This is a genomic window from Mesorhizobium sp. M1E.F.Ca.ET.045.02.1.1, from assembly GCF_003952485.1.
Taxonomy (GTDB): Bacteria; Pseudomonadota; Alphaproteobacteria; order Rhizobiales; family Rhizobiaceae; genus Mesorhizobium.
Window position 1 is genome coordinate 6,743,599 of the sequence record NZ_CP034447.1, and the last position, 13,322, is coordinate 6,756,920.

11 protein-coding genes and 1 pseudogene are annotated in these 13,322 nt (G+C 62.9%); 3 read left to right on the forward strand and 9 right to left on the reverse strand.

What is annotated here, in order from left to right; all coding sequences use genetic code 11:
* Nucleotides 1-716 precede the first annotated feature (716 nt).
* On the reverse strand, nt 717-1,085 hold the full coding sequence (locus EJ070_RS33085) for a hypothetical protein (protein ID WP_126095094.1): 369 nt from the start codon (nt 1,083-1,085) through the stop codon (nt 717-719).
* An 857-nt stretch (nt 1,086-1,942) separates the two neighbouring features.
* Here EJ070_RS33085 and EJ070_RS33090 point away from each other — a divergent pair.
* A complete protein-coding gene (locus EJ070_RS33090) occupies nt 1,943-2,449 on the forward strand; it encodes an EF-hand domain-containing protein (protein WP_245464752.1) in 507 nt (168 codons plus the stop codon).
* Nucleotides 2,450-2,880: 431 nt separating this feature from the next.
* On the opposite strand, the gene EJ070_RS33100 is transcribed toward EJ070_RS33090, so the two are convergent.
* A complete protein-coding gene (locus EJ070_RS33100) occupies nt 2,881-3,210 on the reverse strand; it encodes a type II toxin-antitoxin system Phd/YefM family antitoxin (RefSeq protein WP_126095096.1) in 330 nt (109 codons plus the stop codon).
* A 362-nt stretch (nt 3,211-3,572) separates the two neighbouring features.
* On the opposite strand from EJ070_RS33100, the gene EJ070_RS33110 reads away from it, so the two are divergent.
* Both EJ070_RS33110 and EJ070_RS33120 read left to right on the forward strand, forming a co-directional pair.
* Nucleotides 3,573-3,767, forward strand: a complete 195-nt coding sequence (locus EJ070_RS33110) for a DUF6494 family protein (protein WP_126095097.1) — start codon at nt 3,573-3,575, stop codon at nt 3,765-3,767.
* A gap of 200 nt (nt 3,768-3,967) precedes the next feature.
* A pseudogene (locus tag EJ070_RS33120) lies at nt 3,968-4,389 on the forward strand (M20/M25/M40 family metallo-hydrolase); the annotation flags it as partial.
* Nucleotides 4,390-4,613: 224 nt separating this feature from the next.
* On the opposite strand, the gene EJ070_RS33125 reads toward EJ070_RS33120, so the two are convergent.
* From EJ070_RS33125 to EJ070_RS33155, 7 genes are all read right to left on the reverse strand, one after another.
* Nucleotides 4,614-5,927: an FAD-binding oxidoreductase gene (locus EJ070_RS33125; RefSeq protein WP_126095098.1), complete on the reverse strand. Its 1,314-nt coding sequence runs from the start codon at nt 5,925-5,927 to the stop codon at nt 4,614-4,616.
* A gap of 9 nt (nt 5,928-5,936) precedes the next feature.
* Nucleotides 5,937-6,653 (reverse strand): SDR family NAD(P)-dependent oxidoreductase, encoded by a 717-nt coding sequence (locus EJ070_RS33130; RefSeq protein ID WP_126095099.1) that lies wholly within the window; start codon nt 6,651-6,653, stop codon nt 5,937-5,939.
* Nucleotides 6,654-6,745: 92 nt separating this feature from the next.
* The gene (locus EJ070_RS33135; RefSeq protein WP_126095100.1) at nt 6,746-8,308 is read right to left on the reverse strand and encodes an ABC transporter substrate-binding protein; all 1,563 of its coding nucleotides are present in this window, start codon (nt 8,306-8,308) and stop codon (nt 6,746-6,748) included.
* 26 nt (nt 8,309-8,334) lie between these two features.
* Nucleotides 8,335-9,705 (reverse strand): MmgE/PrpD family protein, encoded by a 1,371-nt coding sequence (locus tag EJ070_RS33140; protein WP_245464754.1) that lies wholly within the window; start codon nt 9,703-9,705, stop codon nt 8,335-8,337.
* Nucleotides 9,702-11,429: an ABC transporter ATP-binding protein gene (locus tag EJ070_RS33145; protein ID WP_245464978.1), complete on the reverse strand. Its 1,728-nt coding sequence runs from the start codon at nt 11,427-11,429 to the stop codon at nt 9,702-9,704. The genes EJ070_RS33140 and EJ070_RS33145 overlap by 4 nt, the downstream gene beginning before the upstream one ends.
* A gap of 62 nt (nt 11,430-11,491) precedes the next feature.
* Nucleotides 11,492-12,373: an ABC transporter permease gene (locus EJ070_RS33150; RefSeq protein ID WP_126095102.1), complete on the reverse strand. Its 882-nt coding sequence runs from the start codon at nt 12,371-12,373 to the stop codon at nt 11,492-11,494.
* Nucleotides 12,370-13,311 (reverse strand): ABC transporter permease, encoded by a 942-nt coding sequence (locus EJ070_RS33155; RefSeq protein WP_126095103.1) that lies wholly within the window; start codon nt 13,309-13,311, stop codon nt 12,370-12,372. Before EJ070_RS33155 ends, EJ070_RS33150 begins: the two co-directional genes overlap by 4 nt.
* Between the last annotated feature and the right edge of the window lie 11 nt (nt 13,312-13,322).

Consider the following 13,322-nt stretch of genomic DNA (forward strand, 5'->3'; position numbering starts at 1 on the left):
CAAAGCTCTCGGAATTAGGCTCGCCGATTATCGGCACGCGACACGGGGGGATGTCGGCGCGTCAGCAGGACCATTTCTACGAGTGCCGGAGGTGCGGGCAGGTCGTCGATCGCCGTGATCTGCGCTAAGTTATCTGGCACGAACAACCGGGCCACAAACCGCTTGAACTGGATGCCTGAAGCCGCAGCGAACGGCTGTGGAAAGTAACCGCTTGTTCACCATGAGCGAGCATCATGATTGCAGGCGTTCCAATCGCGCCTGAACATCACCGCGCGTCATTGATGACGCGCTCCCCGCCTAAGTCGGCGGCCGACGTTTTCATGTACCCAATCCCCCCAACACAGTATGCGTCGGCCGCTTTTTCAGGAAGGCGCTCCCTTTTCCTTGGCTGGTTTCGCATTGCGTTCCGCACCTAAGTCGCGCAGGTCGATCCTTCAGCTAATCGCGGCAGTGATCACAATTGCCGTCCTGGCTGCTCCATCAAGGGGCCGACCGGCTCTTCAACTTGCTGGGTGTGAACTTCGCTGTGGGCTTCATAGCCGGCGCCGCCGTCGTCTTGCTGGTTTGGATTTACGAAGACCGGAAGCGTTCAAGGGCGACTGCCAACCGGCCCGCCGAGCAGCAAGGCGCGCGCCACATGATCTGCTGCAACCTAATGGTGAACGCCCGACGCTTGGTACCGGACGATAACAGCTTCATGAGTGAGAGCGGCTATGTCAGTCTCGTCTGTCTCCCGCCATCTCCACAATGCGGCGGTGAAGGCCTTTGATGTCAGGTGAGAGCACGGGTATTCGCGTCCCAGCCGCATCAGCAAGCTTCTGCTGCAAAACCAGGAACTTCGAGGACGCGGTCGAGCCGACCTCGTCATATGCGGGGTCGGCGACCGCCTTTTCAAGTGGAATGATCGTCACGCCGGCCGCGACGAGACGTGCGAGAACGGTGTCAGCGATCTCAGCGAAAAACGGCAGCGTGTGGCCGAGCGCAATGCCCGGCACTTCACGACCAAACCATTTCACCAGCGAGGCTTGGTCATAGAGGAGCTGGGCCAATGATGCATCGATGAATTGGCGTTTCAGCCATCTCATAGTCGTCCGGTCGTTGCGGTCGCGCGAGCCAGGCCCAGTTCCAGATCCATTCAAAAAGCCAAGTAGTCACGTCGGCCGGTAGCCCTTGGCGGCAAGATGACGCGCAACCGTTTCGCGCTTTTTGTCCGTCTCGCCCCAGTGACACACGGACCATCGCGGCGACGCCGGGCGAAGGCAAGGCCATTGGGCGCTCACGAAGAGGCGAAGTGTTTCGGGGCGGCCGATCCGGAACAGGACCTTGCCGCCGCCCGTTGCAAGGCCGCACCAGTCCGGTCCACATGCTCCTCCCGTCCGATGATGGCACCGTCGGCATCGACATGCCCACATGCTGCCATGCGGGCCTTCCCGCAGTATGCCGGCGGCGATCACGGGGTGGAGAACGGATTCGGGCAGGTAGCGACGTCACTGAGATAGCGCCAGGTCGCTGAGCCGCGCCACGGCTTCCGCCTTGCCCGCTAAGCGTTCCGGAGACGAAAGATCGGGCTCCCGGTCGCGGGATTCGCGATCCCGGTCATTCTCGGCGGTCACGAATTCGAGTCAATTCGGCTACTGCGCTGGCGCTGTCAATCGTAAGGAGCTTGTCGGTGGCCCGGGTGCGCCGGACGAGCTGCTGTTGCAATGACCCACCGAGGTCAAGCTGATGTTCGATCCCCAGACGGATCGTGGGATTGGGTATCTCGTCGTCGAGGTCCTGAACGACCATAGAGCCGGTTGATTTGCGTCTCGCCAAGATGCTCGAGCGAACGAGACCACCGGTAGGGACATTTCACAACCCGTTAGGAACCCAAGAGGTGAGCAGCGGGTTTGATCAGATGCCGAAACAGTCGGGCTACCCATTCACTTCAAAGGAGAACACGATGAGCAAAACCACAGCCGTTGCTACGGTGCTGGCTATGTTTGCTTCGCCCACGCTCGCACAAACCAACGCTACTCCTGCGCCCGCCGCACCGATGCAAGAGCAGCATCAGCCGCCTGCGCCAAACGGACAAAGCCAAGAGTCGATGCGTGAAATGATGCGCCAGATGATGAGTGAGATGATGCAAGAAAGATTGCACGAAGATCGTGGTCCCCGACCAGAACAGCGCGGCGGCGACCGCTGGCATCGCAAATACAGAATGGGGCCGCCTGAAGGGCGGCGGATGATGGGGGAGCGCAGTATGGAAGCCGGGATGATGCACGGCGCAGGCATGCGAATGATATTCGCCATAATTGACGCCGACGGCGACGGCGCGCTTTCGCGGACCGAGGTTCAGGATTTCATAGGACGCATATTCAACGCCGTCGACGAGAACGGTGATGACAGTGTCGACATGGAGGAGATCCAATCATTCTTCCACGGGCCGGGTAACGAGGAGGCCAAGTAGTCTGTTCTGGAAATATGTGACGCTAGGCGTTCTCATTAAGGGAGCCGCCATTTCATAGCGGACGTCCGGCTAACAGGTCTTCGCCGGGACCGGAGGACAAAACAAGCGGCCGCTATGGTGCGCAGATGCTTGGCAAAAGGCCAAAAAAGATGATGCCCAGTCTACCCGGCTGGCCCTCTTGCCTGCCTAGTGCTGGAGGACAGTCTGTGGGCTGGCTGTCAGCCTAGCGCACCAAGCAAAAAAACCAGCCGCGAGGGTCCGCATTCGGACCTCCTCAAATCGGTGGCCCGACCCATTGTCGACTGGCGAGCCGTCCTCATGCAAGGCGACCAGTGCCAGCACCAAGAAAAGCCGGTCCTTGTCGCCTTCTTCGCGGCCCTCGCGGTGTTGCCAATGACAGAGATAGGAATAACGGAAGACATGGCCGACCTTCATTTCAGCCGGCAGCATTTTTTGCCGTCCGGCCTATTGCCCCCGATGGTTTTGACCCAGAGGGTTTTGACCCGGGGGAGCTCGTCGTTAAGATGGTCAAGATCCGGCGCCATTTCGGAGGCTTCGACCGCAGCGATCTGGTCCGCGCTAAGCTCCGCTGTCAGCTCGACCCGCCGATCGCGCTTCGACAGCCGGACAAATTCCTCGTAGGCCAGCAGCACGGTGCGCAGGCGGCCGTTCTTGGTAATGATGACCTGGTCGCGGACCGCGGCATCCTGATAAGCGCCAAAAATTTTCGAGTCGGCGGTGGCGGTGACGGTGGTGGTCATCGGCGAGGCTCGTTTGTTCCGGGCTTTCCACAAGGATTGGGCGCTAGCCGGACGGAGACGTCGTCGTCCGTCAAAAGTTCGGCCAGAAAACCGCGGCGGTCGAACGGCAGCACGGAATCGAGCGCGTCGAGGGCTTCGGCCCATCTCGCGACGGTTTCAGCATTCTGGGTCTTGGCAAGCTGTCCTTTCACTGGCTGGCAGCAAGCGCCCACTCTTCCTCCTTCCAAAGGCCGATCAAGTTCAAGGACCCGACGCCCCGTCCCAGCTCGGGATCTTTTTCTGTGGGACCGAGCGTCACCATCCTGCTTCCTTGATCCCTTGCCTTCCCTTACAATCTCGTCCGGACACAGAGGAGTTCCGCCATGAGCGAAGACGCCTTCAACATGTCGATCCGCAAGTTCCTGAAGGAAGTCGGCGTCACCTCCCAGCGCAAGATCGAGGAGACGGTGCGTGAAAGGCAAATCAGCGGCGAGAAGAAGTTGAACGTCCGCATGACGCTGACGGCGGAAGGCACCGGCCTCAACCACGTGGTGGACGGCGAGATCGAACTTCCATAAGCCGGGCGAAGCTTGTCCGACGCGGCCGAAAGCGTCGAGACGGATTAGCAGTCGGAATGGGGTCTGGTCGGATCCACGCAGTACCGCTCCACGCCGGGCCATCGCCGGTTGCCTCCTGCCTGCCGGCCAAGCTCCCACAGCACCTGGCTCACCGAAACCCGCCAAGCGAGCCACTCGCCATGATCACTTGTGATCCGCCCAACATTCCCGAAATTTCTGAGATCGCGCTCAGCGTCCGTTCTTTCTCGGCCGGGGTCCGTGACACCCTTGAGCAGCGCATCCGCGGCATCGCGGCGTCCATCGCCGAGGCGCATGGCGCAAGCATCGATATCGACCATGAGCGCGGCTATCCGGTCGTGACGAATTCCGAAGGCGAAACCGCATTCGCGACCGAGGTGGTGACCGAGCTGGTCGGCGAGGAGAGCGTATCCGTCTGCCCGCTGATCCCGGCAGCGAAGACTTCTCCTACTTCCTCGAGCACAAGCCCGGCTGTTTCCTGCGCCTTGGCAACGCCGAGGATTCGGCCATTTTCCACAGCTCGAAATACGATTTCAATGACGGCAACCTGACGGTGGGAACCGCACTTTGGGCTGGGCTCGCCGAACGCTTCCTGGCGGCGTGACCTGTGAGACCGTGCGCATCGAGGGCCGCAGGTGCTGATCTTGTTTCCTGAAGCCAGCGACACACGGGCAAGTTCAGAACGTCCAGGTGATGCCGCCGCCGGCATCGCAGCTGGCCTCGGAGTGGAATGAGATGAAGATCGGCGACCGAGCGATGAGGTCGCTTGCCGACCATCCGTTGCAGTCGGTCAGTTCAAAGACAGATTTCGCCCGCAGCCTGCATGTCTTAGGCGCGGTTGCGCATTCCAAATCTTTCAAGGCCGAAAGGAGCCGGGTCGACGAGTGGATTGTCGCCGGCGACGATGTCTGCCATCAGGCGCCCCGCTCCCGGTCCGATGCCGAAGCCATGTCCCGAATAGCCGGATGAGATGAAAAGTCCCGGGACCAAGGGAACCGGCGCGATGACGGGAATGCCGTCCGGCATCGCATCGATGAAGCCCGCCCACTGGTGGGTGATCCTGGCGTCGCCGAAGGCGGGGAACGCCCGGATGGTATTTTCCAGCCCGGCCCGGTTCAGCGCCGGCCTTGGCGCCGGGTCGAGGATCCGGAAGCGCTCGAACGGCGTGATGGCATCAGCCGACCAGTGCCTCGGCATCGCAAGTTCGGTGAAGAACTGCTTTCCCACGCGCAGGCGCAATTCCCGCCAGCTCGTCTTCAGCGTCGGCAGAAATTGCGTGAACAAGCGGAAGCTGTCCGGCACGATCGGCACAAGGCTGGCATTCCTGCGCGACACGGTGTAACCGCCGTCGATCCGTTTGCGGAACGCGAAGTCGCTCCCACCGACCGGCATTTGCGGTAGCTCGGCCGCGGTCTCGATCCGCATCGCAGTGCCGAGCAGCTTGAGTTGCGGGAAGGTGACGCCGAGATTGCCGAGGAAGAGGCGGGACCATACCCCGCCGGCGACGATCGCGGCGGAGCAGGCTGTCTCGCCCTTCTCGGTGATCACCGCCGATACCCTTCCAGCCTTCCTTTCGATGCTCCTGACGGCGCAATCGGCGACAAGCACCGCGCCCCGCTCCCGCGCGGCCTTCGCAATCGCCGAGACCGCTTTCGATGGCTCCGCGCGACCGTCGTCGGCCGTGTGGTAGGCGACATGGAAGTCAGGGGCGATGCCAGGCAAAAGACGCTGTATGGCCGTTCGATCGAGCCTGCGGATCGGAAGCTGATGCTGCTCGGCGGACTCGACCCAGTTCGCGAGCCCCTCCTCGTCCTCGCCGGCACGGAAGGCATAGACAATGCCCGTCTGCCGGAAGCCGGCATCAATGCCCCAGCGGGGCTCCAACTGCCGCCATAGCCTGAGGCTTTCGATCGCAAGCGGAAGCTCTGCCCGGTCACGTCCCATCTGGCGCACCCAGCCCCAATTGCGCGAGGACTGTTCGCCGGCAAAGCGTCCCTTTTCGCAGACGACGGTCCGGATACCTTTTTCGGCAAGGAAGAAGGCGGCGGTCACGCCGGCTATGCCGCCGCCGATGATGACGACGTCCGTCGAGGCGGGAACGGCATCCGCCGCTTCGACACGATCAAGAGAGGGGATGGGAATCGCGGCACCTCACAGCATGTCTTCAAGCCGGCAGTTGACGAGTACTTCGGCCGTTGCCGCGTTGTTGGGAAGCTCGATCGTGTTGCGCACGATCCGGGCCAACGTCTGCGGCGCAATCATGTCGTCGCGAGCGATTTTCGTGCTTTCCCTCGTCATGTCGGTGCGCACGAAGCTCGGGCAGATCGCGGTCGCGCGAATACCCATGTCCCAAGTGACGTGACGTGTCGTATGGGTAAGTCCCATCACCGCGAACTTCGTCATGTTGTAGCCGACGAAAGGGTTGCGCACCCTCTTTCCGGACATCGAAGCGATGTTGACGATGCGTCCGTGTCCCGTCCTTTCGAGATACGGGACGCAAAGCCTTGTCAGGCGCAGCGGCGCCTTGACGTTGATCGCCCACAGACGGTCGAGCGCCTCTTCGTCTTCTTCGAGCAGGCTGACCTTTTCGTTGCTGCCTGCATTGTTGATCAGGACGTCGATGCGCCCGAATTTCTCGACTGTGGCCGCGACCCATGCTTTCGCGCTTTTAGGCTCCAAAGCGTCGCAATGCGCGTGGAGCATGTTTTCCATCTCCGGCCCGAATGCGGCTGCCAGGGAGGCGGTGTCGCGTGCGCCGAGGCTGAGTCGGTAGCCGTGCGGCAAGAGTTCGTTGACAATGGCGGCGCCTATGCCGCGATTTGCACCTGATAGCAGAACGACTGGCGCCGGGCTGGAAGCGTCGGCCATCTGGTTGGCCTCCTGGAGATCGAGAAAAACGAGGCGCGCGAGACGCGGCAACGAAGTGGATGGCGGCGAGCCCTGCCCCACCGCCGGCCAGCCTAGTTGGTGAAGTGGGTCTTTTCCGTCAGCAGCGGCCCGAGCGACATGGAGCCTTTGAGATCGTAGCCCCAGTCCAAGCTATCCTTACGGACCCAGATCAGCCGGGTTTCCACCAGCGGGATCGAGCAGACATTGGTCATCAGCTTCTTTTGCGCTTCCTGCCAGAGCTTGACCTGCTTGTCGGAGTCGGTCTCGGTCTTTGCCGCCTTGATCTCGGCATCGGCGACGTCGCAGTGGCTGAAATTCGTCACCGCCGTCGGCTGGCCGATCGCGGATGGCCCGTAGAAGAATTGCGTCAGGTAGACGTCGGCGACCGGGAACCTCGCGGCGCTGTAGATGACCATGGGGCTCGCGTCCTTTCGGATCAATTGGTGGTAGGTTGCGTGCTCCACCGGCTTGATGTCGACCTTGACTCCAATCGCGGCCAGCTGCGCCTGGACGAGCTGGCCGAGATTGGCGAGCTGGGTGTCCTGGCTGTTGATCATCGGGATGGTGAATCCATCAGGAAGGCCCGCCTGCTTGAGAAGCGCCTTGGCCTTTTCGGGGTCATAGCCGAGAACGCCGCTGTCCTTGGTGAAGCCCAGATTGTTGGATGGCACGGCCGATTGTCCCGGCTGCGTGAAATGCTCGCCCTGGAACTGCACCATCTGGTCCTGGTTGATGGCCAGCGATAGCGCCTGGCGCACCTCCAGCTTGTCGAGGGGCGCCTTCGTCACGTTCAGGTGCAATTGCGCTTCCTCGGCCGGAGCGAAGACATCGAGCTTGATATTGGGCTCGGCCTTCATGCGGTTCAGCCAGTTCTTGTTCTGGACACCGGCGGCCGCGTCGATTTCGCCTGAACGAAAGGCGAGATCGCGCGAAGCCGATTCCGGCAGGAAGCGCAGGGTCACCGTCTTGATCTGCGGCGCTCCGCGGAAGTAGTCCTCATTGGCCTTGAACGTGATCGATTGGCCGGGGCTGATCTTGTCGACCTGGAAGGGACCCGACCCGACCGGGTCGCGCGTGAAATTGGCGCCTTTTTCCTCGACCGCCTTTTTCGGCATGATGAATCCACCCGAGTAATTGGTGATAAGGCCGAGGAGGCTCGGGATCTGGTGGTCGAGCGTTATCGTGACCGTGTAGGGGTCTACAGCCTCGATCGACTTGACCGCGGCATAGTCGGGCGCATAGGCCGACGTATTCTTATCGGACGCCTTCTTCAGCGAATAGACGACGTCGTCCGCCGTCATCTCGCCGTAGCCCTTCTGCCACTTGACGCCATGGCGCAGATGGAAGGTCCAAACCAGCTTGTCCGGCGAACTTTGCCAGCTCTCGGCAAGATCGGGTTCGATCGTCGACGGATCGGTCGATCCCGGCTGGAAGCGCACCAGAGCGTTGAAGATCCACGCGACCACGGTTCGGTCGGTCGTGTTGGCCGCATAGTCCGGGTCGAGTTGCGAGACATCGGCTCCCAGCGAGCCAAGATTGAGATTGGTCGAAGGTTCTGCGAGAGCGGATGTCGCCATGAAGGTGGCGCTCGACAGTGCCAGCAGGCTCGAGAACAAGGCGGTTTTCAGTTTCATGACGGGTTCCCCTTCTTGCTCATTCTTCAGTTTGCTATCGCCAGTTCGGGCGGGTTGAGCGACGTTCGACGGGACAGTGCTGCGTAAAGCGGCATAGCTCCATCGCGCGCCAGCCCGTCGACGGCGGCGATCACGTTCGCGATCGCCGCCGCCGGCAGGATTCCTTCCGCAAGGACGCGGAACTTGTCTTCGATCTCTTCGCGCGACATGGGATTGGCCACGTCGCCACGTGGATGATGGACGGTGAGCGTGCCTGGTCCCGCGCCCTGGTCCAGCGTCACCCGCGCCGGCGTGCGCGCGGGGAAGGCGTCAGCGAAATCCGTCGCGACGCGCAGGTCAATCCTGCCCGCCAGCTCCAGCACGCGCTGGTCGAAAAGGGCGGACGGGCGCATCGGCCGGAACGCGTCAGGCCCCTGCAGCGCGGCCAGCGCGCAGCAGAACGGATAGGAATATTGCGCCGCCTCTAGACTATGCGGCGTGGGCTGATTCTGCAGATTCAGCCCGGCGGGAAATATTTCGACCGTCAGGGCGCGAACCTCAGCGCCCGGACGGCGCATTTCCGCGATGGCATCGATCGCAGAGTGAATATAGCGGCAGCAGGCATAGGGCTTCAGGTAGGTCTGCATGATCTCCCACCTCCGTCCGAGATCCGCCACCATCGCTTCGGCATCGTAGACATCGCCGCGATCGAGGAGATCGTCGGGACCGGTGGAGCCGGCCCGTGCCCTTTCGGCAGCGGCGAGGCCGGTCACCGCCGCCCAGGCGAGGCCTTCCTTGACGGTACTACCCATGCGCATGGATGCGCCGGTCGGCAGGCTGACGGGAGCCTCCGCGCCGGCGATCGCCAAAGCCTGCGCCATCCTGGCCGCATCGAGGCGAAGGAGCCGTCCGGCCGAGGCGGCGGCGCCGTAGGCGGCCCATGTTCCGCTGTTGTAGTGATCGATGCGCTCGGCTTTGCGGCTGGCGGCGATCCGCAACGCCACGTCGTAGCCGATGGCCACGGCATCGAGGATTTCCTCGCCTGTGAAATCCTGGTCCTCGGCCATGGCCAGCGCGGCGGGGACGACCGCGCCGCCGGCATGGCCAGCGGCGCCTCTGTGGCCGTCATCGATGTCGAGGGCGCTGGTCGCCGCGGCATTGGAATAGGCGGCACCGACCCGTGACAAGGATTTTCCCGCATACCAGGCACTGGCTGCCTTGCCTGCAAAGAGCGAGGCGGCGGCCTCACGAGCCGACACCGCGAGCGCCGTCTCGACGCCGCCCGCGGCGGACGCCAAGGCGTCCAGGATCATGAGGGTGGCACGACTTCGAACTTCGGACGGCAACCGGTTCGAGGGGATCTCAGCAGCGAAGCGGCCGAGCGTCATCGTCACGTATTCGGTTGCTCGCGAACTCATTGCTCCTCCTCCCGCACCAGATGCCCCTCGCCGAGCGTGCGCCAGCTGGCTTTGGGGGGTTCATAACCAAGCGAGCGCACGGGCGAGGCTTTCTTGCCGTCGTCCAACAGGCGCTTGCGCAACCCGCGCTTCGATGGATGCGCCACCGGCACGGCTGAAAGCAGCCGTCGCGTATAGCTGTGGGCGGGATGGCCGATCACGGCTTCGCGCGGGCCGACCTCGACGATTTCACCGAAATGCATGACCGCGACGCGATGGCAGGTGCGCTCGATCACTGCGATGTCATGACTGATGAACAGATAGGAAAGGCCGAACTCCTCCTGCAGCCCGATCATCAGCTCGATGATCTGCGCCTTGACGGTGACGTCCAGGGCAGAGACGGCCTCGTCCGCGATGATCAGCCGCGGCTCCATGGCCAGGGCGCGCGCGATGCAGATGCGCTGGCGTTGGCCGCCCGAGAATTCGTGTGGCAGGCGCTCTGCGTGCCGGGGGCTCAATCCGACCCGCTCCAGCAGTCCCTTCATGCGCTCGCGCGCTTGTTCGGGCCGGGCGAGCTCGTGGAAGATCATCGGCTCCATGATCGCGTCACCCACCGTCTGCCGACTGTCGAGCGAGCCGTAGGGATCCTGGAAGATCATCTGGACCTCGCGGCGCAGCGCCAGGAGCCCCCTTTGAGAGCGATAGTCGATGGCCTGGCCGGCAAGCAGCACCTGCCCGGAATGGATCTCCTCGAGGTTGATGATCGCGCGGCCGATGGTCGACTTACCGGAGCCGGATTCGCCAACGAGGCCGAGCGTCTCGCCCGACGAGATCGCCAGCGACACGTCTTCGACCGCGTGCACGACCCCGGAGCGGCGGGCAAGCAATCCGCTGCGGATCGGGAAGCGTACCGTAAGCCCGCTCAGGCGCAGCACCTCCCTGTCCGTCGGCGCCGGCAGGGGATTGAGCTTGCCGCTGCCGCCGGCTGCCAGTTGCGGGACCGCCGCGATAAGGCTTTGCGTGTACTCGGCCCGCGAGCGGTCGAAGATGTCGAGCACCGCGCCACGTTCAACGAGGTCCCCGTTGCGCATCACGAGGACTTCGTCGGCGATTTCGGCGACCACGCCCATGTCATGTGTGATAAACACGACAGCGACCCCGGTTTCGCGCTGTATCTCCTGGATGAGTTCGAGGATCTGCGCCTGGATCGTGACGTCGAGCGCGGTCGTCGGCTCGTCGGCGATGAGAAGCGCGGGGTTCGAGGCCAGCGCCATCGCGATCATGACGCGTTGGCGCATGCCGCCGGAGAAGGTGTGCGGATAGGCCCTCATGCGCCGTTCGGCATCCAGGATGCCCACCCGCTCCATCAGGCGCAACACCTCGTGCTTTGCGTCCGCGCCCTTAAGGCCGCGATGATAGCGGACCGCCTCGGCGATCTGATCGCCGACCCGTTGCACAGGGTTGAGGCTGGTCATCGGCTCCTGGAAGATCATCGAGATGCGGCCGCCCCGGATGCGCTGCATCCTGCTCTCGGGCGCCTGCAGAAGGTCCTGGCCTTCGAATAGTATCCTTCCCGAAACCTTCGCGGTCGGCGGCAGCAGCCCCATCATTGCGAGCGCAGAGACGCTCTTTCCCGATCCGGATTCGCCAACCACCGCCAGCGTACGGCCGGCATGGATGGCGTAGGACATCGGATTGACGGCCCGGCTGGAACCGAAGGCGACGGTGAGGTTTTCCACGACCATCACCGGCGCGCCTTCCCCCGGCCTTGCCCTTGGCTTCGACGGCCTCGTGTCCGCGGCGGCCGTCATTCCGCATTCTCCTCCTGCGCCATCCGCAGACGCGGATCGATCGCATCGCGCAGGCCGTCGCCGATGAGGTTGAAGGCGAGCACCAGGATGAGGATGGCGACCGACGGCCAGAGCGCCAGATGGATGGAGTTCAAGATATTGTCGAAACCCTCGCGCACCATCCCGCCCCAGGTCGGCGCCGGCGGCGCGATGCCGAGGCCGATGAAGGCGAGCGATGCCTCCGTTCGTACGGCCGTCGCCATCCAAAGCGATGCCATGACGAGGATTTCGGGAAGGATGTTCGGCAGGATATGCCGGAACAGGATCCAGCGGTTCGACAGGCCGAGCGCTCTCGATGCCTGCACGAACTCGCGGTCGCGAAGTGAGATCACGGCGCCGCGGGCGATTCGCGCGAACGCCGGAATGGCCGTGAAGGCGATGGCGATGATGATGTTGGTCATCGTCGCCCCGAGCATGGCGACCAGCGTGAGGCCAAGGATAAGCGAAGGGAAAGCAAGCACGACATCCATCGCCTGCATGAGGACGATGTCCGTCTTGCCGCCGAAATTGCCCGCGACCATACCGATCAGGCTTCCGACGATCACCGCGATGACGATAGAGAGGATTCCGATCGTCAGCGAATAGCGGGCGCCGTAGATGAGGCGGGACAGGATGTCCCGGCCGAAATAGTCGGCACCCAGGAAATGGTCGTGGCTCGGGGGAGCGAGCTGGGCCAGGATGTCTTGCTTGACCGGATCGTACGGCGCAAAAAGCGGTGCCGCGATCGCGGCAAGGACGAGCGTGAGCAGCATCAGTCCGCCGACGACGACGGGACCGTTGATCCAGCGCGGCAAGCGGATGGCGCGGCGACGCGCCGGCGATGAGGTCGAGGCGCTCATTTGTACTGCACCCGCGGATCGAGGAAGCCGTAGGTCAGGTCCGTGAGCAGGTTCACCAGGACCACGAGCAGCGTGTAGATGACGATCAGGCCCTGCAGCAGCGTGTAGTCGCGTTGGGTGAGCGCGTTCAGGATCAGCTTGCCGAGGCCGGGTCGGTTGAAGACGATTTCGGTCAGAACGGAATTGCCGATGAGGATGCCGAGATAGAGGCCCACCACGGTGGTGATCGGGATCAGGCAGTTGCCGAGGGCGTGGCGCCATATGACCACCATGCGCGGCGCGCCTTTGGCGCGAGCTGTGCGGACAAAGTCCTGGTTGAGCACTTCGAGCATGGCCGAGCGCGTGACCCGTGTGATGTAGGCCATCATGATGAGCGCCAGCGACAGCGTAGGCAGCGCCATGTTTCGCAAGTGGTCGACGAAATTGGAGCCGCCGCCCGCACTGATAACCGGGAACCAGCGCAAGCGAATGGCGAAGGCGATCATCAGCACGATGGCCGTCACGAAGGCAGGCGCCGACAGGCCGATCAACGACACCAAACGCATGAGATAGTCGGGAAAGCGGTTGCGCCATACCGATGCCAGAACGCCAGCCGGTACCCCGAGGATCAGGCCCAGGACCAGCGAGGCGACTGTCAATTCAGCGGTGTAGGGCAGGACGACGGCGATCTCCTCGGTCACCGGCCGATGCGTGATCATCGACTCACCGAGGTTACCTGCAAGGATCTGCCCGATGAACCGCACGTATTGGACGAGGATGGGCTGATCGAGCCCCAATTTGACGCGGACCGCGTCGATCGCTGACTGGCTGGCCTGTTCGCCGACGATCACCTGCGCCGGGTCGCCGGGTATGACGCGCACCAGGATGAATACGCAGGTCAGCACGAGAAAGAGCGTGATGGCCGCGAAGCCCAGCCGTTTGAGCGCGAAGGCGATCATGCGATGCGGCC

Excerpts from the sequence above, each read along its gene's own strand:
- EJ070_RS33085 (WP_126095094.1), bottom strand. The coding sequence starts at position 1,085 with ATGAGATGGCTGAAACGCCAATTCATCGATGCATCATTGGCCCAGCTC.
- EJ070_RS33090 (WP_245464752.1), top strand. The coding sequence starts at position 1,943 with ATGAGCAAAACCACAGCCGTTGCTACGGTGCTGGCTATGTTTGCTTCG.
- EJ070_RS33100 (WP_126095096.1), bottom strand. The coding sequence starts at position 3,210 with ATGACCACCACCGTCACCGCCACCGCCGACTCGAAAATTTTTGGCGCT.
- EJ070_RS33110 (WP_126095097.1), top strand. The coding sequence starts at position 3,573 with ATGAGCGAAGACGCCTTCAACATGTCGATCCGCAAGTTCCTGAAGGAA.
- EJ070_RS33130 (WP_126095099.1), bottom strand. The coding sequence starts at position 6,653 with ATGGCCGACGCTTCCAGCCCGGCGCCAGTCGTTCTGCTATCAGGTGCA.
- EJ070_RS33135 (WP_126095100.1), bottom strand. The coding sequence starts at position 8,308 with ATGAAACTGAAAACCGCCTTGTTCTCGAGCCTGCTGGCACTGTCGAGC.
- EJ070_RS33140 (WP_245464754.1), bottom strand. The coding sequence starts at position 9,705 with ATGAGTTCGCGAGCAACCGAATACGTGACGATGACGCTCGGCCGCTTC.
- EJ070_RS33145 (WP_245464978.1), bottom strand. The coding sequence starts at position 11,429 with ATGGTCGTGGAAAACCTCACCGTCGCCTTCGGTTCCAGCCGGGCCGTC.
- EJ070_RS33150 (WP_126095102.1), bottom strand. The coding sequence starts at position 12,373 with ATGAGCGCCTCGACCTCATCGCCGGCGCGTCGCCGCGCCATCCGCTTG.
- EJ070_RS33155 (WP_126095103.1), bottom strand. The coding sequence starts at position 13,311 with ATGATCGCCTTCGCGCTCAAACGGCTGGGCTTCGCGGCCATCACGCTC.